This is a genomic window from Streptomyces sp. NPDC002104, from assembly GCF_053593795.1.
In genome coordinates this window covers 17,217-42,394 of the sequence record NZ_JBSFDF010000064.1, presented here as the reverse complement: position 1 = coordinate 42,394, position 25,178 = coordinate 17,217, and the positions used below count along the sequence as shown (strand labels likewise).

Genomic DNA, 25,178 nt, shown 5'->3' with positions numbered 1-25,178 from the left:
GTCTGCGGTGATCAGCTCGCCGAAGGCGATGTCGAACACGTCGAGTATCTGCTCGGCGCGCTGCTCGTCAGTCACCGCGGCCGGCCCCTTCTTCGTGGGCAGTGCGTCGTAGGTCAGTCCGCCGAGCGGATCGTCATCGGGAGGCCGCCCCGCATGCGCAGCGACATCATCGGCTCGGCGACTCCCTCGTGTTCCGCCACCACGTCGAGGTCCAGGTCACGGGTGAGCAGGGCCGTCACGAAGACCGCCTCCATCATCCCGAGGTTGCTGCCGATGCAGAACCGCGGTCCGGCCCCGAAGGGGATGTACGCGTAGCGCGGCCGGTTGGCGACCCGCGACACCTCGAAGCGGCTCGGGTCGAAGCGCTCCGGGTCCTCCCAGAAGTCCGGGTGGCGGTGCAGGGTGTACGGGCACACCAGCACGTCGGCCTTGGCCGGCACGGTGAACCCGCCGACCTCGTCGGCCTGCTGGGCGATCCGCGGCAGGATCCACACCGGCGGGTAGAGCCGCATGGCCTCCTGCACGACCTGCATCGTGTACGAGAGCTTGTGCAGGTCGTCGACCTCGGGGAGGCGTCCGCCGGCCAGGACCGCGCGGGCCTCGTCGCGCACCAGGTCCCGTACCCGCGGGTGGCGCGCGAGCAGCAGCAGGGTCCAGCCCAGCGTGCTCGCCGTCGTCTCGTGCCCGGCGAGGAGCAGGGTGACGAGCTCGTCCTGCAGGCGCTTGCGGCCGAGGGCCGGGTCGCTCTCCTTGCGGGCGGCGAGGATCATCCGGGAGAAGGCGTCGTCGGCGCCGTCTCCGTCGGACATCCGGGCGCTGCGGTCGGCGACGAGCACGTCGACGGTGGCCGTCAGGTCCTTACGGGCCCTGCGGAAGTTGCGCTGGGTCGCGAAGGGCAGCCAGGTCGGCATCAGGCCCTGTGTGACCATGTCGAACATGGCCTGGTCCTGCACGGCCTCGAAGGCGTGCGCGATCCCGTCGTGCCCGTCCATGGACATGTCCATCAGGGTCCGGCCGAGCACCCCGAGGGTGAGTCCGGTGACCTCGTGGAGCACGTCGACCGCTCCCCCGCCGCCCTTGAGCCGCAGCAGGTCCAGCAGACGTCCGGCCTCCTCGGCCACGATGCCCGCCTGGGCGGCGATGCGGCCCGGCTTGAACGCGGGCTGCACGTTGCGGCGCTGCGCCTTCCACAGGTCGCCCTCGCTGGTGAGCAGGCCGTCGCCGAGCACCTTGCGGGACTCCACGAGCCCGATGCCCTTGTGGTAGTTGGACGCGTTGTCGGCCAGGACGTGCTTGGCGTAGTCGGGGCGGTTGAAGATGTACATCTTCTTCGGCCCCATCGACACGCGGACGGCGTCGGAGAGCTCCGCGGCGTCGCGCATCATGGCGAGCCGGTCGACGGCCAGCTTGCGCAGCAGCCCCGGCAGCTCCCAGAAGGCGGGACCCGGCGGGTGCGCGCTCATCGCGCGCCTCCGCGCTGGGCCGGGACGAGCTCCCGGAACGAGCCGTGGTGGAACACCAGCGGCTCGCGGTCCGGGAGCTCGTCCGCGGCGAGCAGTTCCCCCAGGTAGAGGGTGTGGTCCCCGGCGTCGTACGCACTCCACTTCGCGCACTCGAAGTGCGCCGCGGCCCCCGCGATCAGGGGGGCGTCGGTGGTGGCGCCGGGCAGCCAGTCGACGGCGTCGAACTGGCCCGCGCCCATGGGCCGCGACCGGTCGGCGAAGTGCCGGGCCACGCCCTCCTGGCCGGCGCCGAGCACCGACACCGAGAAGGTGGCGGCCTCGGCGAGACGGCGGTGCATGACCGCCTCCTTCCCGACGCTCACCAGGATCAGGGGCGGGTCCAGGGAGACCGAGGTGAAGGAATTGGCGGTCATGCCCCGCGGGGAGGCACCGCCCACCGTCACCACGGTCACCCCGGTGGCGAAGGCCCCGAAGGCCCGCCGCAGCCGCGAGGGGTCGCCGATGGCGACACCCTGCGGCGGTGCGGCGGTCAGGACGGTCATGCGGCTCGCCCCGACATGGCCCGGCTCTGTGCCGAGTACGGCTCCAGGGCCCGTGCCAGGCCCTCGGGGATGAGCGAGGGCACCGTGTTGGTGTTCGGGCCGCGCATGCAGGCGATGCGCTGCCTGCCACGGGCGATGAGGACCTCGACACCCTTGGTGATCTTCACGTAGTCGAACGTGAACTCCAGCTGCGTCTGCCCAAGTTCGGACAGGCGCATCCGGATCGACAGCTCGTCGAAGGCCGTGATCTCGGCGAAGAACTCGCAGTCGACCTTGAGCGTGAAGAGCTTGAGGTCGTCCTGCACCTCGGCCAGCACGTCCGGCGCCTTCTGGTACAGGAACAGCTCGCGGCACCGGCCCTGCCAGCGCAGGTAGTTCACGTAGTAGACGTTCCCTACGAGGTTGGTCTCCTCGAATCCGACGGTGTGCAGGTACTCGAAGTAGTCGTCAGCCATGTTTTAGGACCGCCCCTCGATGAGATCTGCTTCGTTGGTCAGGAAGGCGAAGACCGCGGGTTCCAGCGCGTCGCGCAGCGCGGTGACGAAGGTCGCGATCCGCAGGTCGCCGGCGGCGAAGACCACCCAGGCGTCCTTGCGGCTCGGCAGCAGCGTCAGCGGTGCGCCCACGTAGATCCCGGCCTTCTTCAGGCACTCGGAGGCGCTCCACACGCGCGTGGCCGCGGTGTCGGGCGCCTCACCCGTCTCCTTGGCGACGAGCGCGGCCACCGGGGTGTGCTCGCCGAGCAGACCGCGCCACTCCGCGGCGGGCCGCATGCTGACCGCCTCGATGTCGCAGGCCACCTCGGAGCTGGAGACCGCGCTGACGGTGACGCCCAGGCCGTGGGCCGCCGACATCGACATGTGCCGGCTCCCCTCCAGCTCGGGGCGGCCGTCGGGACGGTGGTTGACCGTCACCGGGGCGCCCATGGCCCGGGCCGCCGCGTCCGCGGTGAAGCTGCGGCGCTGCGAGACCGAACCGGCCGGTGCCTCGCCGTGCGGCTCGACCGCGACGGCGATGCGGGCGCCGAGGACGTCCTCCAGCGTGCGCTCCAGGTACGGGCCGAGCAGCGGGGCGACCCAGGGGCCGGACCCGTCGGTCTTGCGCACCGCGTGCAGGGTCAGGCCCTCCCAGCGCTCGACGACGGTGCCGTCCTCGGCGCGGACGGCGATGTCGTACACGTAGGTGTCGCCGTCGCGGCTGCGCTCGATCGCGGCGTACCGCAGCTTGTCCGGTACGTGGCTGCCGTTGCCGAGCGGGTGGATGCGCTCCACGCCCGAGGGCAGCAAGGTCGCGTCGGGGACGCACACCTGGTTGCCGTGCATGAGCGCGTCGCGCATGCCCGGGTCGGCGAGCAGGAGTTCACCGGGCAGGAAGCCGGCGAACCAGTCCTGCGGCCGGCGCTGCACGTCCACGTCCGCGTCCACATGCCGGGCGGCCGCCCGGTGGAAGCGGTTGAGGCGCTGGAAGCGGGCGCCCTGGAACAGGACGCTGCCGTAGAGGTCCTTGGCCGGATCCAGGGGAACCACCGGGGTGTCGGCGGGAACCTGGAGCGGCTCGCCCTCCGGCGGCGCCGCGTCGGTGTAGACGAGGCGGGCGCGGAAGTGGTCGGCGACGAATCCGGTCTCCTCGGCGTGGATGGCCACGTCGACGGTGTCGGCGCCGGTCACGGTCGCGGCGATGCGGATGCGGGTGCTGCCGTTCGGCGGGACCACGATGGGACGCAGGAACTTGGCGCCCTCGATGACCGGGGTGGTGGTGCGGCCGGTGACCGCGGAGCCGACCTGGACCATGGCCTCCATGCCGATCACGGCGGGAAGCAGCAGGTTGCCGTCGAGCAGGTGGTCGGCCAGGTACGGGTCGGTGCCCGCGTTCAGTTCGACCTCGGTGACGAGCTCCACGCCGTGGTAGCGCACCAGCGGGTTGCCCGTGAAGCGCAGCAGCGGCAGCGGCGGCAGGTCGCGCCGTACGGTGTCGATGCCCTCGGTGCGGCCGCTGATGACGTTCACCACGGGTGCGTCCGGGTCGGTGATCAGGCGCAGCAGAATCTCCACGCCCTGGTCCGGGGAGACCGGGATGATGCCCTCGCGGTTGAGGGTCTCGACGACGGAGAGCTTCTCGCCCATGCCGACGCCGGACCACACCGACCACTCCATGCAACGTGCGCGCACCTGCGGGTGGGTGCGGGCGACGTCCTCAGTGAGGTCGGCCAGCCACTCATTGGCGGTCGCGTAGTGCGCCTCGCCGCGCAGGCCGGCCCGGCCGATGATGGAGCCGAAGGCGACCAGCAGCTTGAGGTTGCCGGCGCCCACGGTGTCCAGGACGGTGCGCAGGCCGTCGACCTTCGGCGCGAAGGTGCGCCGGAAGTCCTCGGCCTCCAGGTGGACCAGGCCGTTCGGCTCGTTGCGGCCGGCGCCGTGCAGCAGGCCGGTGACCTTGCCGAGCGCTCCTTCGAGCTCGGCGACCGCGCCCCGTACCTGGCCGGCGTCGGTGACGTCGGCGCGGGCGTAGTGCACACCGATGCCGGCGTCGGCCATGCGCTGGAGGTTGCGGGCGAGTTCTTGGTCCTCGGCCGGGTCGGAGCGGCCGAGGACGGCCAGCTTCGTACCGGTCTTCAGGGCCACGGCCAGGGCGCACTCCGCGGAGATTCCCTTGCCGCCGCCCGTGACGAGCAGGACGTCGGAGGAGGTGAGGGGCGCGTCCTCGCGCTCCTGCGCCGCGGGCAGGGCCCGCAGCGTCGGGACGCGGCGCACGCCGGCCCCGTCGTAGTGGACCTCGGTGAATCGCGTGGTCGCGGCCACCTCCGCCAGCACCCGCTCCACCAGGTCCTCCGTCACCGGGGTGTGGACGATGGTGGTGCGCAGGTGCGGGGCCTCCAGGTACAGGGTCTTGGCCAGACCGGCCGCGCCGCGGCCGTCCTGCACCAGGACGAACCTGCGGTCCCGGCGGCCCGTCAGCGCGCTCTTGGCCAGGTCCAGGATCTCGAAGACCCGTTCCTGGGAGATGCCCTTGGGCAGCACGGCCAGGACGCCGGAGCCGACGCCTGACTGTTCGAGCTCCTGCTTGAGCCGCTCGGCGTGCACCCCGCCCTCGGGGGCGAACAGCTCCCAGGAGCCGTCGGCCTCCGCCGGGGCGGTGTGCGGCCGGGCGACCTCGTCGAGGTCGACGGCGAAGGGCCGGGCCCAGGTCGCCGCACCGACGATGACCGGGGCGGCGCCGTCGTCCTCCACCACGCCGCCGGTGGTGGCGAGGGTGTCGAGGGCCTCGGCGAGTTCGGCCAGGGTGGCCGTCGCGAAGTTGGTCGGGACCTGCGAGGCGGGGATCTTCAGGAAGGTCGCCGCCTGGTTGACGATCTGGCCCACGGTGATGGAGCTCATGTGCAGGTCGTCCAGGAGCCGGCTGGCCGGGTCCACGAGGTCGGCCGGGAGTTCGGCGCGCTCGGCGACCAGGTTGCGCAGTACCTCCAGGGCGGCTTCGCCGTCGGCGGAGGGGGCCGCAGGCTCGGCGGTCCGTTCCTGCGCGGCCTCGGCGGCCTTCGCGGTCTTGGCGGCCTTCGCGGCCTTGATCGCCTTGGCCGCCTTGGCCGCCTTGTCCGCCCGGGCCGCCTTGTCGGCCCTGTCGGCCCTGTCGGCCGGCGCCGCGGCGGGCTTCGGCCCGCTCTGCTCGTGGTTCAGGTCCTTGCGCGTGGCCTCGCAGGGGCTGGTCAGGAAGCTGAACTCCTGTCCGACCTCCAGCGGCTTGATCAGGCGATCCTGGAAGAGCCGGTCGAGTGCGACGGGAGCGCCCGCGACGAACGCGGCGCCCGCCACCTGAAGCAGCGGCCGCAGCGACTCGTCGTCGGTGTTCAGCGAGAGCGCCGGGATCCCGGTCGTCGCCTGGGCGAGGCCGCTGAGCACCCGGCCCGGGCCGACCTCGATGAACAGGTCGACCTCGGTCGCGGCCGCCCGCACCGCCTGGGTGAAGCGGACCGGGTCGGTGATCTGGCGGCTCAGCAGTTCCACCACGTCGGTGGAGCGCTCCAGCTCGGCGCCGGTGACGGTCGAGACGACCTTGCCGGAGACCGGCGCGATGCGGGCGCCGGAGAGCCAGGAGCCGAAGGATTCGGCGGCCGGGGCGACCAGCGGCGAGTGGAAGGCGTGCGAGACGGACAGCCGCGTGCAGCCCACGTCGGCGCGCTCGGCGCGGCGCTGGACCTCTTCGATGTCCTCGACGGATCCGGCGACGACCGTCTGGCGGGGCCCGTTGTAGCCCGCGATGACGGCCGAGAGCCCGGCGATCAGCTGGACGGCCTGCTCCGGGTCGGTTCCCAGCGAGGCCATCGTGCCCGAGGTGCTGTGCCGGGCCATCGCCTTGCCGCGTACCCGGGCCGCCTCCAGCAGCGTGTCCTCGTCGAGGGCGCCGGCCCAGTGCAGGGCGGAGAGTTCGCCGAGGCTGTGCCCGATGGCGAGCGAGGCCTCCAGGCGCAGCGAGTCCAGGACCCGCAGGCCCGCGGCGGAGCCGGTGGCGATACGGGGCTGCGCGACGTCGGTGGCGACCATGTCGCCGGTCGTCGGCAGGCCCGCCCGGTCGAAGACCTCCGCGGCCTCGGGGAAGCGGCGCCGCAGCGCGCCCCCGCCGGTGCCCTTGCCGGAGCCCTGGCCGGGGAAGAGGAAGCCGATGCGGCCGCGGCCGTTGGCCTTGCCCAGGAAGCTGCGCCCGTCGGCCGAGGTGTGCGAGGTCTCCCCCGACTCCAGCAGGTCGGACAGGTGCTGCAGGCGGCGCTCGGCGTCCTCGGGCGAGGAGGCGACGATCGCCGCACGGTAGGGCAGGCCGCGCAGTTCGCGCTGGAGGGTCGCGGCGAGGTCGGAGACCTGACCGTAGGAGACCCGCGCGACGAAGCGGGAGACCTCGCCGGCCCGGGCGAGCAGCCCGCGCGGCGAATCTCCTTCCAGCAGCAGCAGTTCGCTGTCCTGGGGGGAGCTGGCCAGCGTGGCGGAGCGGCGGCTGGAAGCCGCCCGCCGCCGGTTGGCCGGCTCGTCCAGGACCACGTGGGTGTTGATGCCGCCGAAGCCCATGGCGGTGATGCCCACGCGGTGGGGCGCGCCCTCGGGCCACGCCTCGGCCTTGCGCAGCGCCTTGAGGTTCGCGCCCTCCTCGGCGAGGAGCTCGTGCGGGTCCACGGTGCCGATGGCCGGCGGCAGGATCTGGTTGTCGACGGCCAGGGCCGCCTTGATCAGGCCCGCGACGCCGGCGGCGGCCTTGGTGTGGCCGATCATGCCCTTGATGGAGGTGATCGCGGCGACGGGCGCCTTCGGGTCGGCCGCGGCCCGCGCGCCCATGAGGGCGGTGAGCTCGGTGGCGTCGCCGACGGCCGTGCCGGTGCCGTGGCCCTCGAAGAGGCGGACCGTCTCGATGCCGAACCCGGCGCGCTCGTAGGCGCGGCTCAGGGCGAGCTGGTAGCCGCTGACCTCGGGCCGGGTGATACCGCCCTGGCCGTCGGAGGAGACGCCCCAGCCGGCGATCGTCGCGTAGATGCGGTGACCGCCCGCGAGGGCGTCCTCCTCGCGCATCAGGACGATCATTCCGCAGCCCTCGCCGGGCCAGAAGCCGTTGGATCCGCGGTCGTAGAGCTTCATCTCGCCCTTGGCGAGCGCGCCCGTCTTGGCGAAGCCGATGATCTCGAACGGATCGATCGACAGGTCCACGCCGCCCGCGACGGCGACGTCGATGTCGCCGTTGATGAGCGAGGTGCCCGCGGTGGTGACCGACAGGAGCGAGGAGGAGCACGCACCGTCGACGGTGTAGCCGCCGCCGTTGAGGTCGAAGTGGTTGCAGATGCGGCCCGCGATGGTGTTGGACAGACCGCCGGCGAGGGTGTCCTCGTCGATGACCGGGAAGGGCTCCTTGTACGAGGCCTCGACGTCGCCGAGGAATTCGGCGACGCGGTCCTCGTCCCAGTCCTCCTGGCCCGCGAGGGCCTCGGCCATCACGCGCCGTACGTACGGCCAGCGCAGCCGCATCACGTTGGCGCGGGCGAACTCGCCGGTGAGCGTGTTGCCGACGATGACGCCGGTGCGCTCGCGCGGCAGGCCCTCGCCGGCCGGGAAGCCCGCGTCGGCCAGGGCGCGCCCGGCGGTGTCCAGGGCGAGCCAGTGGGTGAGATCGGTCGAGCGGTAGGTGCTGCCCGCGATCTTGTGGGCGATCCGGTCGAACTCGTAGCCCTCCAGCACCGCGGCGTTGCGGGCGTAGAAGGTGTCCGGGGTGGTCGGGTCGGAGTCCCAGTAGTCGTCCAGGCGCATCCGCTCGTCGGGCAGCCGGCGGAAGGCACGCCGTCCGGCGACGGCGTTCTCCCAGAGCTCACCCGGGGTCGCGGCGTCGGGATATCGGCAGGCCATGCCGACGATGGCTATTCGCGTCGTCATGCCGCCACCGAGATCCTTTCCTGGGCGGCCTTCTCGGAGACCGGGACGGGGCAGGCGCAGGCGTCGGCGCAGCCGTTGGGGCACGCGGCGACGGCCGCGGCCGGGACGGGGCAGGCGCACTCGCCGGTGCAGTCGCAGGCCTTCTGGACCGGCAGGACGGCGGTGACGGCCCCGGCCTTGATCTCGGCGGCCTGGTCGGCGGCCTCGGCGGCGCGGCGCTTGGCGACGACGTCGGCGCTCCACAGGAAGGCGCCGCGGATGGCGCAGACGATGGCGGTGGCGAAGAAGATGCCGTACACGATGTGCGCGGCGGTCAGGACGCCGTACATGGTGGCGACGCCGCCGCCGAAGGCGATCTGGCCCCACTTGGAGGAGGGCGTGGTGCCCGGGTCCGTGATCATGTAGTTCGTGAAGAGCACGAACGCCACACCGGTCATCATCGCGAGGGCCGCGGGGATGGAGGTGTCGAAGATCAGACCGCGGATGATCGCCTGGAGGGCGTAGCCGCCGACCCAGGCCAGGATCAGCCACATGCGCTCGGTGAGCTTGGCGTTGAGCAGCGTGCCGAGCGAGATGATGACGGCCGGGACGAGCCAGTCGAAGCCGCCGTCGAGGTACTCGGTGAAGTGGTACGGGGGCGCGATCGAGGCCCACGGGAAGAGCACCAGGATGACCGCGATGCCGAAGTTCGACGGGTTCATGAAGTGCCGCATCCGGCCCTTGACCGGGGCACGCAGCACCCACTTGGTGCCGACGGCGACGATGACGCCGAAGACCATGACCCAGACGCGGTCGTTCACGTAGGTCAGCATGTTCACCGCGAGGGCGGTGATGTGGGCCGGGAAGAGGAACTCCATCAGGCCCTTGAGACCGCCGCCGCGGAAGCGCGGTTCGCGGCCCTCCGAGCGGGCACCGATCAGCTCGAGGATGATCTCCAGGGTGTAGGAGGTGGCCAGCGCGATGAACGGCCAGGTCCAGGGCTGCTCGAAGCCGAGCACCGTGTAACCGACGATGTTGAGCACCGAGATGGACATCGCGAACCGGCGGAGCGCGGTGACGACCTTCGGGTTGTGGCGTGGGCCCGCCGGGGCTGGGACAGCCGTCAGGGTTGCGGACATGGTCACTTCTCCTTCGCCTGGGTGCCGAGCTCGACGGTGTGCTGTCCGGGCGTCAGCTTCAGCTTCTGCTCGTGGACGGCGCCGGTGCGGTCGCGCCAGGTGAGCTTCACCGGCAGCGCGTCCTTGACGCCCTTGCCGAGACCGATGTGGACCTCGTTGCTGCGCTTGCCGGAGTGGCCGCCGCCGCCGTCGACGCGGGCCACGCGCATGGTGCCGTCGGGCATTTCGACGCAGACCTCGGCGCCGACCGCGGGAGAGCCGGACTCGCGCTTGAGGTTGAGCGTCAGGTACGAGCCGGTGCTGTCGCTGACGTTGTGGAGGAAGACCGGCTCGCCCCACTGGCGGGCGACGGCCAGGTCGACCAGACCGTCGCCGTCGACGTCGGCCGGGGCCATGCCGCGGGTCGGGATGGGCTCGGCGATGCCGAGGGCCTTGGCCAGGTCGATGTAGCGTCCGCTCTCCTCGTCCTTGGCGAAGAAGCGCATGTGCTGGCCGCCGGCCAGGTCGTCACCGTGGCGGACGTTCGGCCACCAGGTCGGGTTCGAGGTCAGGGCGTCGTTCGCGGTGGCCAGCTCCTGGAGCTGGGGCCAGCGGTTGGTCTTGCCCTTGACGAAGCCGAGGGACTGGGTGATCTCCAGGTTGCCGTCGTTGTCGAAGTCGGCCATCTTGGGGTCCCAGCCCCAGCCGGACCAGGCCACGCCCAGGTCGGCGGACTTGTCCTCGTACGGGGCCTCGCCCTGCTTGAGCTTGCCCTGGAGCTCGGACTGGCTCTTCGCCTGGTTGATGAAGGCGAAGTTCGACTCCTGGATGCCGAAGGAGGTGGTGATGTTGCTGACGAACAGGTCGTACAGCCCGTCGTTGTCCAGGTCTCCGAAGTCGACGCCCATGCCCTTGAAGGAGCTGCGCCCGATCTCCTTCGACTTGGGCACCGTGCCGCTGTGGACCGCCTTGACCTCGGCGAACTCGATCTTGCCGGGGACCGACTTGTTGTAGAGCATCGACGAGGTGCCGAAGTCGTGCGCGAGGAAGATCTCCGGCAGGTGGTCGCCGTCGAGGTCGGCCGCGCTGGCACCGAGGGTCCAGCCCTTGCGCAGGCCCTCCGGCAGGGAGTTCTCGGTCTTCTCGAAGCCCTTCTCCGTCCAGCGGAAGAAGTGGCCGCCGCCGCCGTTCTTGGCGTGCGAGAGCGACTCGTTCATCACGACGCCGCCGTCCACGGTGTCGTCCAGGACGGGGCTGTCGGGGAAGTAGTTGCCGATGAAGATGTCGTCGTGGCCGTCACCGTCGAAGTCGGCGTACGCGGCGGCGTTGGAGTTCCACAGCGGCCCGCTGTACTTCGCGCCGGTCGTGCCCGGGATCAGCTCGGTCGGCGTGAAGGTCGCGGCCGACAGCGGCTGCCCCTTCACGTTCTTGTTCATGAAGATGACCGGGGTGCGGCCCCAGTAGTAGACGAGGACGTCGGTGGCGCCGTCCTCGTTGTAGTCGCCGGGCATGCAGCCCATCGGTGCCGACGTGGTGCTGGTCGGCAGCGGCTTCGGGTCGAGGGCGAAGGGCGCGTACGCGGCGTCCTTGCGCGTCGGCGCCGGGGTGAGCACGGCCTGGTCGATGCGCGGGTCGTTCACGCACAGGTCGTTGGGCAGGCCGTCGCCGTCGATGTCGTTGACGGCGATACCGGCGCCGACCGAGGAGATCCATCCCTCGATGTGCCGGTATGCCTTGTTGACCTTGCGGACTTCCTGCTTCGGGAATCCGGCAGGCATGGCGATCGAAAGCGACTCGAACCCGAAGTTCTTCGCGAGCTTCGCAGTCTCGGCCGCCGAGGACTCGGGGAGCTGAACACCGTAGAAAGTGCCGACCATTACGGTAAGAGCGACAATTCCCGGCGCGTTCCTCAGCGCCCAGTTCTTTTTGGCCGTCACTGATCGGCACCTTTCCGGGTAAGAGAGAGAGAAGCAAGCTCGGTGGCGACTCCACGCCGCCAGGACTCGTATGCGGGAGATTCACCCTGGCCCCGGGGGTCGGGCCGCAGCCCGACGCACACCGAGGCCGCCTGCGCCGCGGTGGTGTCGCAGACGACACGGGCGGCGAGGTGGGTGTGGTCGATGATCGTGTCGGCCTTGATGCGTGCCTCGATGGCGAACGCGGAGCCCTGGGCGAGCGACCAGCGGTGCTCCCCCGCTCCCTCGACGAAGCGGGCCAGCTCGTCCTCGCCGACACCGCCGGCGTACGCGCAGGCGAGGCCGGCGCCCGCGTACAGGTCGCTGTGCCGTGCCTTCGGATAGGAGGCGATCAGGTTGGTCACGACATCCGGATCGGTACCGCCGACGAACCACAGCGCGCGGCCGATGCCCTGGTCGATGGCGTTCGGGGTGTAGTGGTTGTGTCCGCCGTGCCAGCTGAACGGGTGTTCGGCGGCGGGCGTGCGCACGTAGGAATCCGTCTTGAAGTACGCCTGGTGGAAGCCGTAGCCGTCCAGGGCGAGCCAGCGCAGAAGCGGGTCCGTCTTGCGGATGTCCGGCCACAGCAGCTTCGGCAGCCGGGCCATCGCCCAGCCCACACCGACATAGATCATGTAGTCGTGACGGCTGCCCTTGCCCGCCAGCAGGCCGTCCAGCCGGCCGCTGTGCCCCGGCAGCGAGTCGTACACCGCGGCACCCATGCCGGCGCCCTCGTACGCGAATCCGCGCATGTCCCGGGGGACGGTCTCCAGCATGTCCTCGGCCTCGGCGGGCGAGCCCGCCTCCACGGCGTAGGCATATCCCTGGAGGAATACCTTGCCGATGTGCTCCAGACGCGCCTTGGCTTGCGGGTCCTTCACATGGAACCCGCGCACCTCCATGGTCGTCTCAGAATCGGGAGGTGTGAGAACCCGCCGCCGTAGCGCACCAAATATCGTGGACACCGAAGAAAACCGCCCCTCGTAGAACCCTGAATCCCCTCAGCAAACGGGAATCTATACAGGGGTCCAGGAGGGGCTCTACTTCCCGCGTGCTCAATCGTCCTGAACTCGCCGAAGTAGGCGAAAGCGTCAGACGAGCGCGCCCGCGGAAGCGTCCGCCGAAGCGCGCACCTGCTCGCGGACATTGCGGCGCCACACCTCGTAGGCCGGTCCGACGCCGGCCTGCGGCTCGCTCGCGGCGGTGTCGTCGGCGAGCAGCGCCACGGCCTCCACGCCCAGGCCGGTGAAGGCCTCGACGGCGGCCCGGCTGTGCTCGGGGACGAAGCCGGCGTGGTGGCGGGCCTTGGCGGCGAACACCGAACCCTGCGCCAGGTGGTCCCAGTCCTCCCCCGCCTCGGCGCGCAGCGCCGCACGGTCGGCGGCGGTGGTGCCCCCGGCGAAGGTGGCGGCCAGGCCGACACCGCTCCACAGGTCGCCCTGGCGGGCCGATGCGAAGGCGCGCACGGCGGCCGAGACGTGTGCGACGTGGCCGCCGTGGATGAACCACAGCGCACGGCCGACACCCTGGTCGAAGGCGCGCTGGAAGTAGTCCGCGTCGCCGTCCCACAGGTAGGGGGTGTCCAGCCGCTGCCCGCCGACCCAGCGCTTGGTGTCGAAGTAGGCGCGGTCGAAGCCGTATCCGTCGACGCACAGCCAGCTCATGGCCGGGTAGTACTGCGGCTCGGTCAGGTCGGGGACGAGCTTCTTCCACATCGGGCGGGGCAGCTTGGCCATGGCGAAGCCGATGCCGATGTAGTTGAGGAAGATGTGCCGCTTGCCGCCGCCCCGCAGCAGGTCCCGGGTGCGGTGGCCCTTGCCGGGGCCCATCACGTCGCGGATGGCGCAGGCCATGGTGGCGCCCTCGTACGCGAAGCCCTGGACCTCGGGGTCGACCAGCGAGAGCCGGCGCTCGGTCGTCGCCAGGGCGCGGTCCTCGATGCCCCACTCGAAACCGGTGACGACGGCCTGGGGTACGGCCTCCAGCTTGCGGGTCCGTTCGGTCGGCTCGACGGAGAAACCGCGTCCGGCGAAGCTCACTTCGTCCAGGGACGGGGCCATGGCCAGCCTGCGCAGTGCTCCCAGTGCGGGCACGGAGACGCCTCCTCGTACGGGCCGCTCTGACGGCGGCCGGAGGCCACATCGTGTGCGCCCGGGCCACGGCCGGGCATCTCCGTCCGTGCGCACCCTGCGGCTCAAGTGAGGTTCAAGCGCACCGAGGCATCTTCGGGTGGGGGCACGGGAGCCGGGGGAAGGTCAGCGGATGGAACGCACGTCCACTTCCTCGTCGTGGACCTGGCGTCCGCAGTGGCCGCAGTGCAGCTCGACGTGAACCGCGCCCTCGCAGCCGATGTGATCGGCTCGGCGCGGCGGCCCCTGCTCGTGGTGCAGGTGCCGGTCGCCCCACTGCATCAGGGCGATGACACCCCGGGTCAGATCCCGCCCTGCGGTGGTGAGTTGGTACTCGTAGCGCACGGGCCGGTCCTGGTAGGGCACCCGCTCCATGATCCCTGCCTCGACCAGCCGGGCCAGCCGGTTGGTGAGAACGTTGCGAGCAATGTCGAGGTTGCCCAGGAAGCCGTCGAAGCGTTTGATACCGAGGAGGGCCGAGCGGACGATCAACAGCGTCCAGCGCTCCCCCACGACCTCCAAGGTCCGGGCCAGGTTGCAGTCCTGGCCCTCATACGTGTGTTTCAGCATCCCCTCACACTATGCACACCACGAGTTTCATGAAAGGACCCGGATGAAGAGGGCGATTCATGATGCCGGTCGTCGTGGGCGGATCCTGCAAGCCTTCGCGGACGCTCCGGCGGGAGTCTCGCCGGACACGGGGTGCCTCGGCTGCCGCCGCCTCGTGATGGTCACGGCGGCGGGCATCCGTAGCGGTGCGCTGTCCTTGTGCTTACGCGGCGGCGAGCACCAGCTCCGCGGCCCGGCGCGTGATCTCCGCGGTCCCGGACGGTCCCCGGCCGAAGCGGTTGTACGCGTAGGCGGCGGACACCAGTGTCATGTGGTGGTGCCAGCCCGGGTAGGAACGGCCTTCGAAGTCGAGGAGGCCGAATTCGCTCTCCATCTCCCGCACACTGTCGGCGGCGCTGCCCAGCAGTCGGGTCAACCCGATGACGTCCTCCGTCCGGGCGTGGTTGAGGTTGGTCAGCCACAGCTTGAGCGGCTCGCGCCCGCGCTCGGGCCGCACGGCGAAGAGCCGGTAGGTGCGCTGGACCGGCGCTCCGGCCGCTCCCGGCTCGGGCAGCCGCACGAAACTGGAGACGACGGTCTTGTGCCCGCCGACCCCGCCCCAGGAACTCACCGTCTCGACCCGGGCCATGCTGGCCCCTTCGACCTCGAAGAGAGTGCGGGCCGCGAGCAGCAGGGCCGGACCGTCGGCCAAGTGCGGCCGCTGCAGCCGCAGGTGACGGCCGACCATCACCTGGAGGTTGCCGGGAACCGCGACGACGAAGTCACGCCCGCGCTGGGCGAGGCCCTGCACGAACGTGGCGGCTCCCACCGACTCCGCGAGGTCGGCGACGACCGGTATCTGCGCCCTGCGGCTGGCTTCCGCATGGGTGTCGACCACGTCGAGCGCGTGCTGTTCGAGCGACCGCTGTCCGGCCTCGGCCGGAATCTTGGTGCGCAGCCGGCGTTCGGGGTCCTTGGCCCAGGATCCGGGCAGCAGCAGCCGCCAGTCGACGGGCATCGCCCCGTCGTCGGTGGCCAGAAAACCACCCACGCCCACCTGGCAGGTGACGGAGCGTCCGGTCGAGGCGACGAAGCGCCGGTGCACGCCGCAGGAGTACTCCCCGCGCTTGCGCAGCACCGCCTGGCCGACCACCAGTGCGCGGGCCGCCGCCTGCTGTTCGGTCCAGCGGGCCAGCTCCGCGCGAACCGGGGTCCAGTCCCACGGGCTCGCGTTCACGAACTGGTGCAGCGACTGGGACGCGGTGGGCGAATCGGTGATCGCCGCGGCGAGGCGGCGCACCGTCTTCTTGCCCGGCGTCGTGAGCAGCCCGTGCACGTAGGCCTGGGCCCAACGCCGCTGGTCCGTCCGGGGCAGAGCTTCGAACACTTGCTCCGCGAACACCGGCACCGAGGTTCGAGTGCTCGTCACAACATGCGCGACCATGGCGGGTTCCCTCCTTCGTATCGGCCCGCGACTGCTGACCACGTTAGAATAATAGCGAACACCCTGTTTTTTTTGCGACTCAGGAGAGTTGCCTGATGCACTTTGCCAAGTCGGGCTCCGACCAGCACGTTCGGTACGGCCCCGCACCCTGGCGCGTGGAGCCGCACTCGACCGCGCGTCAACGTTCGCCGGAGCACATCCGGATGCGACATAGCGGAAGCGGTACCGTCTGGAAAATCCCGATACGTCTTGGGCAACTCCACCTTGCGGAAGGCTGTGGAGCGCCGGAAGACTGGTTCCCAAACGTGAACGCCGGCTGGGACAACCATGCGGTGCGCCATCGGTTCGACAGCCGGTCCCTCATAGGTCCCGCGGATCAGAACGCTCTTGAGGAGACAGCGTGGTGAAGCAGGAGCGGGCCTTGCGCACGCGCAATGCCCTCATCCGGGCCGCGGCCGTGGAGTTCGACAACGCGGGCTACGACGGAACGTCACTGGCCAGGATCAGCACCGCGGCCGGCATGTCCATAGGAGCCGTGACCTTCCACTTCCCGTCCAAGAGGGAACTGGCGGACGCGGTGCAGGAGGAAGGCCGCACGGTGACGCAGGCCGCGCTGACGGGCGTGGTCTCCGAGAGCCTGCCGGCCCTGCGCATGGTGGTCGACCTCACGCTGGAGCTCGCCCGCCTGATGGAGCAGGAACCGGCGGTACGGTCGGCCATCCGGCTGTCCCGGGAGCGCCCCGGCACCGCCTCCTGGTCCGACACGTGGCTGCCGACCGTGCAAGAGCTCCTTGATCAGGCCTACAAATCCGGCCAACTTCGCGAGAGCGCACTTCCTGCGGACGTCACCACGCTGGTAGAGCATCTGACCAGCGGCGCCGAGGCCTACCTGCGCAGCCGCATCGGCACGGAAGTGGAATTCGAAAGCGCCGTCGCTCAGCTCAAGCGCGTCTGGCATCTGGCACTGGCCGGAGTGTCCGCCGAGAACTCGGGCCAGGACCTCCTGCCCCCGCAGCGGAGCGCGGAAGAGAGCTGACGCCGGCGGCGCTCGACGGCTGGGAACGGCCGTGGTCCGCGAGCCAAGAGCGGTACCAGGACGCCATCCCGGCCAGCCGTGCCAGCGGGCCGGGCCCCGGGTGGCAGCCGGCCGCACGCCAGACCGCACGGCTGTCGTACCAGTGGTCGAGGGTGAGGAGCGAGAAGACCCTCTCGCTCTCACCGGACCCTGACGCACGAAGCCCGTCCACGCACTCGTTCCAGGCCATCTCACCCGACACGGCCGGCAGCACCCGGTGGTCTGCCAGAGCGCTCAACAGGTCACCGGTGCTCACCGGTTCGGGGTGGCCGGCATGCCAGACACGGCCCTCCGGCAGCCTCGACAGGCAGCCGACGTGCACGATGAGGCGGGCGAGGTCCTCGACCGCCACGACGGAATGCAGTCCGCGGCCGCCCTCCCAGGATGCGGGGACCGCGTCGACGAGCGCGGCGTAGGCGGGCACGACCCAGCGGTCGCCCCGCCCCACCACCAGTCCCGGACGCAGGACCGTCGCGCCGGCGGCCAAGGCGTACGCCTCGCCGGCTAATCGGGTGCGGCTCGCGGACGAGACCGGGGCCGGTTCGACCTCGTTCACCGCGATCCCCGCGTGCGGCCCCGGTCCGTAGACGGCCGCCGTCGACAGGTGGACGATCCGGCCGGTTCCGGCCCGTTCGGCCTCGCCCATCAGGTCCGCGGTTCCCCGGACGTTCACCGCCGCGCACTTGTCCTCGGCGGCATCGAGCGACGACGCCAGGTGCAGCAGCACGTCCGCGTCCTCGCACACCCCTCGCAGCGTGGCCGGATCCGCCAGGTCACCGGGGACCCACTCGTCGACGAGTGCCGCCGCCTCGGGCGGCAGCCGGCGCCCCACCACACGGATGCGCGGGAACCGGCCGCCGTCCGGTGCGTCACGGCGGCGGGCCAACTCCCCCAGGACCGCCGATCCGATGAACCCCGTCGCGCCGGTGACCACGACCTGACGGGGCCTCACGCAACGAGACGCAGGCGGCCGGCCGGGATGCGCAGCCGCGCCAGCGCCTGCGGGGTGGCGATCGAGGGAAGCAGGTAGCGCCACAGCGACGCGATGCGTTCCGGCAGGTCGGCACGTCCGGTGGAGACGTTGGAGAAGATCTGGGTACCGCTGAAGGCACCCACGAGCACGTTGGCGAACTCCCTCTCATCGACGTCGTCGAGCAGCTCACCCTGCTGCCGGGCGGCGCACATGTGCGCGTGGAACTGGTCCACCCACTCCTGGTATGCGGTGTCGTCCTGCACCCCGAAGTCACCCTGGTCCACGGCCAGCCGGACGCTCGCCCGGAAGAGGACGTTGCTCTGGAGCTCGTGCGCGAGGAAGAAGTTGAGGTCGATCAGTCTCTGCAGACCGATGTCCCCCTCGGGGAAGCGCACGAACTCCTGCTGCTGGGCCATGACGGCAAGGGCCAGCCCCTTCTTCGACTTGAAGTGGAAGTACAGCCCTCCCTGCGTGACGTCAGCGCGATTCATGATCTTGCTGATGCTCGCGCCCTGGTACCCGCACTCATCGAAGACTTCGGCGGCGGCAAAGATGATCGCTTCGCGCGTCTTCACCGCCCGATCCTGCTTCGGTTCAGCCATGAGGACTCTCGGTCTCTCTCGACAAAAAAAACGAACGCCCTTATTTTACAGATCAGCCCCGCCGGTCGGCAGTCCGGTCATGGGCCCATTTACGCACGCTTCAGGGGAGAGGCATGCCCATCACCACAGAACGTCCGGAGGCGGCGAAACCCGCCCTCACCACGACGGTCGCCAAGGAGTACGTACACAGAGCGAGCCTGTCGGAGGTGTTCCTGACAGGCTGGGACAGGACCGGTCCCGACGGCTTCGTGGTCAAGGCCCAATGGCCCAGAAGCCACAGCTTCTACGCCTCCGAGCAGGGTCTCCACGATCCGTTGCTGCTCGTAGAGACGGTACGGCAGACGCTCCTGCTGCTCACGCACGTCGCCTACAACGTTCCGTTCGGCCACCAGCTCAGCTGGCAACGGATGCAGTACTCGGTCAACCCGCAGGTTTTAAACATCGAGAGCAGCCCCTGTGAAGTCGAACTCCACGTGACGGTCTCGGACATCAGGTACCACCGGTCACTTCCGACTCAGGTGTCCATGCACTTCGACGTCGTGCGCAACGGGTCCCTGCTCGCCGTGGCCAGCACCCGGTTCGGCTGCCACTCCCCCGTGGTGTACCAGCGCCTTCGGGAGGGCCGGGGAGACCGGCAGATCTTCGAGAACGCACTTGCGGCGCCGCAGGCGGTCTCCCGGCACACGGTGGGGCGCCACCGCAGCCAGGACATCGTGCTGTCCCCCACGCCGGAACGCGGGCGCTGGCAACTGCGCGTCGACACAAGCCACCCGGTCCTCTTCGACCACCCGCTCGACCACGTCCCGGGCATGTTGCTCTTGGAGTCCGTGCGCCAGGCGGGGCATGCTCTCCAACCGTCGTGGAGCCCGGTGATCGCCACGTCGATGGACATCACCTTCAACCGCTACGTCGAACTCGACGAGCCCTGCTGGATCGAGGCGGAAGCACTGTCGGGCGAGGGGCCGGCCGCACGTCGCATGGTCCGCGTCAACGCCCTACAGGGCGGAAGCTTCGCGTTCACCGCTTCTGCGGAAATGACAGATGTGAGTTCTGTCTGAGTAACCGTCGGGGCCGATCAGAAGTTCTACGTACTAAGGAGGCTCCACAGGCCTCGTCGCCGAACCCGGTGTACCACCACCGGGGTCACGACGTCCACGACATCACCCGTCGAGCTACCAACTCAGCGGGCGAACACACGTTGCGGGTACCACCCCGGAACGCATCACTACAGGTTCTGACCAACCAAACACCCGCGCGACCAGCACGGACCCAACCCTCCCTGCACCCAGGGCACAGAGACCTACGACTGCATCACCAGCGCACGGGGACCTAGATCGCCAAGACCTCGACCACCCATGTACGGCTCGATCACCAATGCACGGAGACCTTGATCGCCAAGACCTTGATCACCAGCGCACTGCTCGATCACCAATGCGCGGAGACCTTGATCACCAGCGCACTGCTACATCACCAATGCACGGAGACCTTGATCACCAGCGCACTGCTCGATCACCAATGCACGGAGAAAGCTAGATCACCAATGCACGGAGACCTACGTATCATGGACCACATCTCAGGGCTTTTCCAGTGTTCTCATGAAAATTGTTGGCCGGAAAACTGCTTGCCGAACAGCATCCCGACCGGATCGTCCCAACTCAGAACGGACCAAAGGGACTTGGCGCCGCGCTTCCGAAGGCGCGTCAAAGTGCCCATGCGCATCGTCGAGTCCGCGTGCTACTCCGACGCGGACCTCAGTGTCTACGTGAAGATCAAGGCGCTCGGGCAGCGGCCCGAAGGCTGTACGGCCGGCATCGCGACGATCGCCTCCTACCTGCACCTGTCCCCGTCGACGGTCGAGCGCGCGGTGGCCCGGCTCCGGTCCGTCGTTCCCGACGGCATCGTCGAACTGCCCGAAAACCAGCGCCGCTCACTGCCCGGAGGCCGCGGTACCACCGCCCTGCGCCGGGTCCGCCCCATGAACGCCACCGAGCGGTTCATCTGGCTGCCGGTGCACGCCAGCGAGGTCCTCTCCCCCCGGCTGCTGCGGGCCTACGCCGTGATCGCCTACTCGGTCGTCCAGCGGATCCCACTGTCCGTGAGCGATCTGGCCCACCTGCTGCGCCACCACTCCGGTGCCCGTGCCGGCCAGCCGATCACCGTGAAGGCCGCCGGGGAGATCGTCGCCAGGCTGGCCGCGGCCGGCTGGATCACAGTGGACCGCCGGGCCGGAGTAAGGGGCCGGCACCTCTTCCTCGTCCACAACAGCGCCTCCCCCCCTCTGGAGGAGCCGCCGACCGCCCCTCCCACCACTCCGGTTGGTGACGGATCGGGTCCTGATGTTCATGCTGGATCGCTCGCGTATGAGGAAGACCCCATGACTGACCGACCCGATGACGAGCGCGAGCTCGTCCAACCCGCCGTAGGCGACCTGACCGTAGAAAAGGAAGCCGGTCACGCGCTCGATCGCACCCGGCCCCTGGTGCGCCAGGGCGGTGTCGCGCTGCGCGCGGGCCGAAGGACTTCTTCTCCCCCCACCTCAGTGCGCGGCAGCGGCACGGGCACGGTGCCCCGTTCTCCCGACAGCCGGCCCCCACTGACGTTCAGCCCCAGGGTCGACGCCGTACTGGAACCCGTCCGCATGCTGCTCGGGAGCGCCAACCGATACGTGCTGAGGCGCATCGGGCGCGAAATCGGCCGACGGCTCGACGAGGGCGCGAGCGTGGAACGGCTGCGGGCCCGTGTCACTCAGCGCCTCGCCAGCACCTTCCTTGACGAAATCCGTGACCCGGGCCGCTGGCTGCTCGGCGTGGCGCTGCCCCGGTGGGGCTGCGCGAACCCCGACTGCGAGACCGGTGTGCTCTGGTCGACCGGCGAGCACTGCCGCGCCTGCACGGAGTTCCGTGCCGCCCGCAGGATCACGAGCCCAGCCACCGGCGCCGTCCTCCGGCAGCCCACGTCCCCACCTCCGCTCCGGTCCTGCTGCCCGACCTGCGAACGGCTTTTGCGCCCCGGTCAGTCCGGGGAGTGCGCCCAGTGCTCCACGCCTCATACCGCGACCGCTTCGGCCGAGTGCTGCCCCGGCCGGGGTGGGGTGCGCTGCGGACGTCCCACGGCGGGCGGCATGTGCTGGCGATGCCGTACGGGTTCCCCGCCGGAACACGAACCGCTCCCTGCGACGGTTTCGGCCAGAGCCCCCCTGTGGGCGGGCACCGGCTGAAACCGTCCGGCCCCGGGACCCGGACCCTAGGTGCCCTGTCCTGCCCCGACCAGATCGTTGGCGGCGGCGGACGGTACGGAAGCGGGAGAGGCGTTGCACGTGGGGCACGTCGCACCGTGCGCATCGCCCTTAGGGCCGGCCGTCTCCTCGGCGCTCTCGCCCTGCGTCGGCTGTTCGAAGCTGGCCTTGACCGCACGCTTCTCGCGCCACAGGTGGTACAGCGACAACGCCAGGATGCCGGTTCCGATCAGGTTGGCGACGAAGTGCCACCACACGCGGTACGTGGTCAGCGCAGGTCCCGGCGGGATCGTGCCGAACCAGGTCGACAGGCCGATCGCGCGGCTCGCACCCAGCGCGACGGACAGAGTCAGGACGACGTGCTCGATGCCGTGGATGCCCTGCATCCAGACGCCCATCTTGGCCCACTTGCGGGACTGCAGGTTGCCGGCGGCCCGCTTGGTGATCAGCACGATGCCGACGAGGCCGGCGAGGAAGATGAAGTTTCCGGTGAGGTGCAGGATCTCCATGCCCAGGGAGGGCTTGGTCGTGTCGATCTGGCCCATGCCACGGGACAGGCTGTTGGCCCACGGGGTCATCCACGCCGGGGACATCGGGTGGGTGATCCAGTAGCCGGCCTGTGAGACGTGCTCCTGGAAGTGGCCCAGCTGGCCGACGACCCCGAGGCCGATCAGCCCGACCGAGGTCTTGTACAGCCAGGGCTTCACCGTACTGCGGTTCGCGTACGCGAGGACGGCCACGGCCGCCCACATCGCGACGGCCCAGAGGATGAAGAGAACCGCTCCCGCAGTGTCCACAGAGGAGGCCATGCCCCCCATTCCTGGCATACCTGGCATACCGGGAGGGTGGTTCATTAATGCTCCTTCAGAGTGACGACCGGGACCGGACGGACCGCCGCACGGGCTGGGCCCCTCTCCCCCGTCAGGGACGGCCCACCCACCGCGCGCGAGCAACACGCTAAGGAGCCGGAGCACCGTCCGACTTCTTCCAAAGTGCTATTTCGGCTCCCGCGCAGGCCGCGGGCGCACGCTCGCTACGACTTGGGCAAGTCCGCCGACTCCGTACACACGTGGGGCCCACCGCATGTTCTGCGATGGGCCCCACATGACTGACCGTCTCCGATCGCCGCTACTCGGGCCGGGACCCCGTCCGGGCCTCGATGATGCGCTGCATGAGGACCTCCCGCTGCTCCTCGTCCATCTTGGCCAGCACGAGGTCCGCGACCTTGTGCCCGTCCGTCCACGGCATCCGGTTGAGCTTGCGCACGTGCACCCAGCCCGCGCCGGGAGCCGCCTCGTCCTCCGGGTCGTCCCCGCCCACCGCGTCACGCGGCTCGGGAACCCCCTGCCCCGCACCGTCGCCGTTGTTTACGCCGTAAAACTCGCCCCCGCCGGAGACCCCGGCCTCCCCCTGGTTGTTTACGCCGTAAAACTCGCCCGGTCCGCCGCCCTCGGCAGCCTGGTTGTTTACGCCGTAAAACTCCTCCGGTCCGCCGCCCTCGGCGCCCTGGTTGTTTACGCCGTAAAACTCGCCCGGTCCGCCGCCCTCGGCGCCCTGGTTGTTTACGCCGTAAAACTCGCCCGGCCCGCCGCCCTCGGCGCCCCGGTTGTTTACGCCGTAAAACTCGCCCCCGCCGGAGGCCTCCGCCCGCCGGTCCGCCGCGGCCGCCCGCCCCCGCTTGGCCTTGGTCTTCCCGGCCTGCCCGGCGTGCCGCTCGCTGAGCCTGGCCTCGATGAAGGCCCGCTGCTCCTCCGGGTCCTTGCGCCCCGCGCTCCGCGCGATCTCCAGCGGGATCTCCCCCGCGTCGACCCGGTCCTGCACGTCCTGCGGCAGCGCCAGCAACGCACGGCGCTGCGAGATCCACCCCGCGTTCAGCCTCCCGCCCAGCAGTTCGGCGACCGCCGCCGCGCTGCCGTGGTGTGCGATCAGCGCCTCCAGGGCCCGGGCCTCCTCGATGTACGTGAGGTCCTTGCGGAAGTGGTTCGCACTGAGCGCCGCCGCCAGCACGTCCTCGGGCGTGCCGGCCGCGGAGTCGTCCACCGTGATCTTCAGCGTGGGCAGCCCCGCCGAGCGCGCGGCCGCCAGCCGGCAATGCCCGTCCAGCACCACGTACTCCGCCTCCGCGGGCACCTCGTCCTGGTGCTCGGGGTGCGAGACGAGGAAGGCCAGCCGGGTCATCACCGTCGCCGGCTGGATCTGCCCGACCTGACCCATGTTGGCGCCGAGCGCCGCGATGTACCCCTCGTCGAGGACCTCGCGCGGGTTGCCGGGGTTGTGGGTGATCCGGCCCAGCGGGATCTCCGTCGGGGCGGACCCGACCAGGCTGTCGATCAGGTGGCCGCGGATGCTGCGCGGCGAGGCGGCCTGGCTGAACGCCGCCGAGGGCCCCACACGGTCACGGGCGGCGGTCACGAGATCTCCCTGGCGATGTTGCGCATGATGTCTGCCTGCTCGGAGTGCGGGGCGTAGGCGAGCAGCGGCCGACGCGCCCTGGCGGCCTCCCGCTGTTCCTTCAGCCGGGGAATGACACCGACGACGGGCGGATCGCTGAGCTCCCGCCACGACTGGAGCGAGGAGGTCACGACGTAACCGTCGCGCGAGTCGTAGGCGTTGACGACGAGCCCGAGGTAGTCCACCTCGACCCGCCAGTCCGTCTTGCCGGACTCGATCTGCTCGATGAGCATCGTGTACGCGTCCGCGGACGAATCCTCGGCGAGCACCGTGATGACCGCCCCCGACACCCGCGCCGCCTCGCCGTCGCGCCGGCGCCCGTAGTAGATCGCCGCGTCCATCGCCATGCCGAGGCTGGGTGGGCAGTCGATGATGATCGCGTCGTAGTGCGGCTCCAGCGGTTCCAGCGCGCGCTCCAGCGTCGCCTGCCGGTTCCGGGCCTGAACGATCATGACGTCGAGGAGGAAGGCGTCGGCGCACGCGGGCAGGACGTCGAGCCGCTTGCCGAAGCGCGGCTCGTCGACGGTCGCCACCAGGTCCCGGATGTCACCGCGTGCCTGACCCGACATGAACTTCGCCAGGCTGTCCCCGTCGTGCGGCAGCTGGGCCAGGCCCAGCTGCTTGGTGAGGTGGCCCTGCGGGTCGTAGTCCACGAGCAGCACCCGCAGCCCCAGCCCCCCGAGGTCGGTGTCCTCGGCCAGCGCCTGCCCGATCCCGGCGGAGATGGTGGTCTTGCCGACCCCGCCCTTCTGGTTGCAGACGATCTTGCGCTGCGGAATGCCGGTGGCAGGACGCTTCCGCGGCGAGGGGTGCGTCTCCAGCCACAGCCGCACCGCCTGGCTGAGCCCCTGTACATAGGGGATCCCCAGCCGTACGCAGTCCCGCTTGAAACTGGCGTACAACTCCTCCGGCAGCCACGTGGCGAACGAATCGGCCCCCGCCGTCCCGACATGAGGGAGCGTCCCGTCGACCGCGGCCCAGTCGGTGATGGCCTCGGCCACGGCGTCCTGGATGTCGATCATGAGCTCTGCGGCCCGGACCTTCAGGTCCGTACGCAGCGCTCCAGGCAGCTTGGAGACAACCTTCTTACGGTCAGATTGGGGTTCTGTAGACGACATGAAGCAACCTTACTAACTTCGATGGCTCATGTACGCCCCCGCGCGGGTGTTTCGGGGACCCGTTCCAGTTTTTACGGCGTAAAAATCACGCCTCCCGCACGGCCGCCCGGGCCCGCTCCGGTTTTACGGCGTAAACAACCCCCGCCC

General features: G+C 70.2%; 18 protein-coding genes. 3 read left to right on the top strand and 15 right to left on the bottom strand.

The window, feature by feature from the left end:
* Window positions 1-113 precede the first annotated feature (113 nt).
* The 10 genes from ACWCP2_RS34060 to ACWCP2_RS34015 form a co-directional block, all read right to left on the bottom strand.
* The gene (locus ACWCP2_RS34060; protein WP_450912434.1) at window positions 114-1,463 is read right to left on the bottom strand and encodes a cytochrome P450; all 1,350 of its coding nucleotides are present in this window, start codon (window positions 1,461-1,463) and stop codon (window positions 114-116) included.
* The gene (locus ACWCP2_RS34055; RefSeq protein ID WP_450912433.1) at window positions 1,460-2,005 is read right to left on the bottom strand and encodes a flavin reductase family protein; all 546 of its coding nucleotides are present in this window, start codon (window positions 2,003-2,005) and stop codon (window positions 1,460-1,462) included. The genes ACWCP2_RS34060 and ACWCP2_RS34055 overlap by 4 nt, the downstream gene beginning before the upstream one ends.
* Entirely contained in the window at window positions 2,002-2,460 is a 459-nt protein-coding gene (locus ACWCP2_RS34050; RefSeq protein WP_450912432.1) for an acyl-CoA thioesterase, read from the bottom strand. Before ACWCP2_RS34050 ends, ACWCP2_RS34055 begins: the two co-directional genes overlap by 4 nt.
* Window positions 2,461-2,463: 3 nt before the next feature.
* Window positions 2,464-8,403: an SDR family NAD(P)-dependent oxidoreductase gene (locus ACWCP2_RS34045; protein ID WP_450912431.1), complete on the bottom strand. Its 5,940-nt coding sequence runs from the start codon at window positions 8,401-8,403 to the stop codon at window positions 2,464-2,466.
* Window positions 8,400-9,521, bottom strand: a complete 1,122-nt coding sequence (locus tag ACWCP2_RS34040; RefSeq protein ID WP_450912430.1) for an enediyne biosynthesis protein — start codon at window positions 9,519-9,521, stop codon at window positions 8,400-8,402. The genes ACWCP2_RS34045 and ACWCP2_RS34040 overlap by 4 nt, the downstream gene beginning before the upstream one ends.
* Window positions 9,522-9,523: 2 nt before the next feature.
* Entirely contained in the window at window positions 9,524-11,377 is a 1,854-nt protein-coding gene (locus ACWCP2_RS34035) for a CRTAC1 family protein (RefSeq protein WP_450912429.1), read from the bottom strand.
* Window positions 11,378-11,433: 56 nt separating this feature from the next.
* A complete protein-coding gene (locus ACWCP2_RS34030; RefSeq protein ID WP_450912428.1) occupies window positions 11,434-12,420 on the bottom strand; it encodes a DUF1702 family protein in 987 nt (328 codons plus the stop codon).
* Between the two features lie 126 nt (window positions 12,421-12,546).
* Entirely contained in the window at window positions 12,547-13,548 is a 1,002-nt protein-coding gene (locus tag ACWCP2_RS34025) for a DUF1702 family protein (protein WP_450912427.1), read from the bottom strand.
* Window positions 13,549-13,710: 162 nt separating this feature from the next.
* On the bottom strand, window positions 13,711-14,154 hold the full coding sequence (locus ACWCP2_RS34020; RefSeq protein WP_450912426.1) for a winged helix-turn-helix transcriptional regulator: 444 nt from the start codon (window positions 14,152-14,154) through the stop codon (window positions 13,711-13,713).
* Window positions 14,155-14,356: 202 nt separating this feature from the next.
* Window positions 14,357-15,577, bottom strand: a complete 1,221-nt coding sequence (locus ACWCP2_RS34015) for an IS701 family transposase (protein ID WP_450912425.1) — start codon at window positions 15,575-15,577, stop codon at window positions 14,357-14,359.
* 421 nt (window positions 15,578-15,998) lie between these two features.
* Here ACWCP2_RS34015 and ACWCP2_RS34010 point away from each other — a divergent pair, with 421 nt between their 5' ends.
* Window positions 15,999-16,613, top strand: coding sequence for a TetR family transcriptional regulator (locus tag ACWCP2_RS34010; RefSeq protein WP_450912424.1), 615 nt, complete (start codon window positions 15,999-16,001; stop codon window positions 16,611-16,613).
* On the opposite strand, the gene ACWCP2_RS34005 is transcribed toward ACWCP2_RS34010, so the two are convergent.
* Both ACWCP2_RS34005 and ACWCP2_RS34000 read right to left on the bottom strand, forming a co-directional pair.
* Window positions 16,519-17,604: an NAD-dependent epimerase/dehydratase family protein gene (locus ACWCP2_RS34005; protein ID WP_450912423.1), complete on the bottom strand. Its 1,086-nt coding sequence runs from the start codon at window positions 17,602-17,604 to the stop codon at window positions 16,519-16,521. The two genes, ACWCP2_RS34010 and ACWCP2_RS34005, sit on opposite strands and share 95 nt — an antisense overlap.
* Complete coding sequence (locus tag ACWCP2_RS34000) at window positions 17,601-18,200, bottom strand: ScbR family autoregulator-binding transcription factor (RefSeq protein ID WP_450912422.1); 600 nt, start codon at window positions 18,198-18,200, stop codon at window positions 17,601-17,603. The genes ACWCP2_RS34005 and ACWCP2_RS34000 overlap by 4 nt, the downstream gene beginning before the upstream one ends.
* A 140-nt stretch (window positions 18,201-18,340) precedes the next feature.
* On the opposite strand from ACWCP2_RS34000, the gene ACWCP2_RS33995 reads away from it, so the two are divergent.
* Window positions 18,341-19,285, top strand: coding sequence for a ScbA/BarX family gamma-butyrolactone biosynthesis protein (locus ACWCP2_RS33995; RefSeq protein WP_450912421.1), 945 nt, complete (start codon window positions 18,341-18,343; stop codon window positions 19,283-19,285).
* 653 nt (window positions 19,286-19,938) lie between these two features.
* On the top strand, window positions 19,939-21,444 hold the full coding sequence (locus ACWCP2_RS33990; RefSeq protein ID WP_450912436.1) for a hypothetical protein: 1,506 nt from the start codon (window positions 19,939-19,941) through the stop codon (window positions 21,442-21,444).
* Window positions 21,445-21,470: 26 nt separating this feature from the next.
* Here the strand turns inward: ACWCP2_RS33990 and ACWCP2_RS33985 are convergent, their stop codons facing one another.
* From ACWCP2_RS33985 to ACWCP2_RS33975, 3 genes are all read right to left on the bottom strand, one after another.
* Window positions 21,471-22,316, bottom strand: a complete 846-nt coding sequence (locus ACWCP2_RS33985) for a DUF6008 family protein (RefSeq protein ID WP_450912420.1) — start codon at window positions 22,314-22,316, stop codon at window positions 21,471-21,473.
* A 274-nt stretch (window positions 22,317-22,590) separates the two neighbouring features.
* Window positions 22,591-23,874, bottom strand: coding sequence for a ParB/RepB/Spo0J family partition protein (locus tag ACWCP2_RS33980; protein ID WP_450912419.1), 1,284 nt, complete (start codon window positions 23,872-23,874; stop codon window positions 22,591-22,593).
* Window positions 23,871-25,031: a ParA family protein gene (locus ACWCP2_RS33975; RefSeq protein ID WP_450912418.1), complete on the bottom strand. Its 1,161-nt coding sequence runs from the start codon at window positions 25,029-25,031 to the stop codon at window positions 23,871-23,873. The genes ACWCP2_RS33980 and ACWCP2_RS33975 overlap by 4 nt, the downstream gene beginning before the upstream one ends.
* Window positions 25,032-25,178: the final 147 nt, after the last annotated feature.

Bases quoted from the DNA above. Each gene is read 5' to 3' on its own strand.
- ACWCP2_RS34035 (WP_450912429.1), bottom strand. From the start codon at position 11,377: ATGGTCGGCACTTTCTACGGTGTTCAGCTCCCCGAGTCCTCGGCGGCC.
- ACWCP2_RS34020 (WP_450912426.1), bottom strand. From the start codon at position 14,154: ATGCTGAAACACACGTATGAGGGCCAGGACTGCAACCTGGCCCGGACC.
- ACWCP2_RS33990 (WP_450912436.1), top strand. From the start codon at position 19,939: ATGCGCATCGTCGAGTCCGCGTGCTACTCCGACGCGGACCTCAGTGTC.
- ACWCP2_RS34045 (WP_450912431.1), bottom strand. From the start codon at position 8,403: ATGACGACGCGAATAGCCATCGTCGGCATGGCCTGCCGATATCCCGAC.
- ACWCP2_RS34015 (WP_450912425.1), bottom strand. From the start codon at position 15,577: ATGGTCGCGCATGTTGTGACGAGCACTCGAACCTCGGTGCCGGTGTTC.
- ACWCP2_RS34060 (WP_450912434.1), bottom strand. From the start codon at position 1,463: ATGAGCGCGCACCCGCCGGGTCCCGCCTTCTGGGAGCTGCCGGGGCTG.
- ACWCP2_RS33975 (WP_450912418.1), bottom strand. From the start codon at position 25,031: ATGTCGTCTACAGAACCCCAATCTGACCGTAAGAAGGTTGTCTCCAAG.
- ACWCP2_RS33995 (WP_450912421.1), top strand. From the start codon at position 18,341: ATGCCCATCACCACAGAACGTCCGGAGGCGGCGAAACCCGCCCTCACC.
- ACWCP2_RS34055 (WP_450912433.1), bottom strand. From the start codon at position 2,005: ATGACCGTCCTGACCGCCGCACCGCCGCAGGGTGTCGCCATCGGCGAC.
- ACWCP2_RS34050 (WP_450912432.1), bottom strand. From the start codon at position 2,460: ATGGCTGACGACTACTTCGAGTACCTGCACACCGTCGGATTCGAGGAG.
- ACWCP2_RS34040 (WP_450912430.1), bottom strand. From the start codon at position 9,521: ATGTCCGCAACCCTGACGGCTGTCCCAGCCCCGGCGGGCCCACGCCAC.
- ACWCP2_RS33985 (WP_450912420.1), bottom strand. From the start codon at position 22,316: ATGAACCACCCTCCCGGTATGCCAGGTATGCCAGGAATGGGGGGCATG.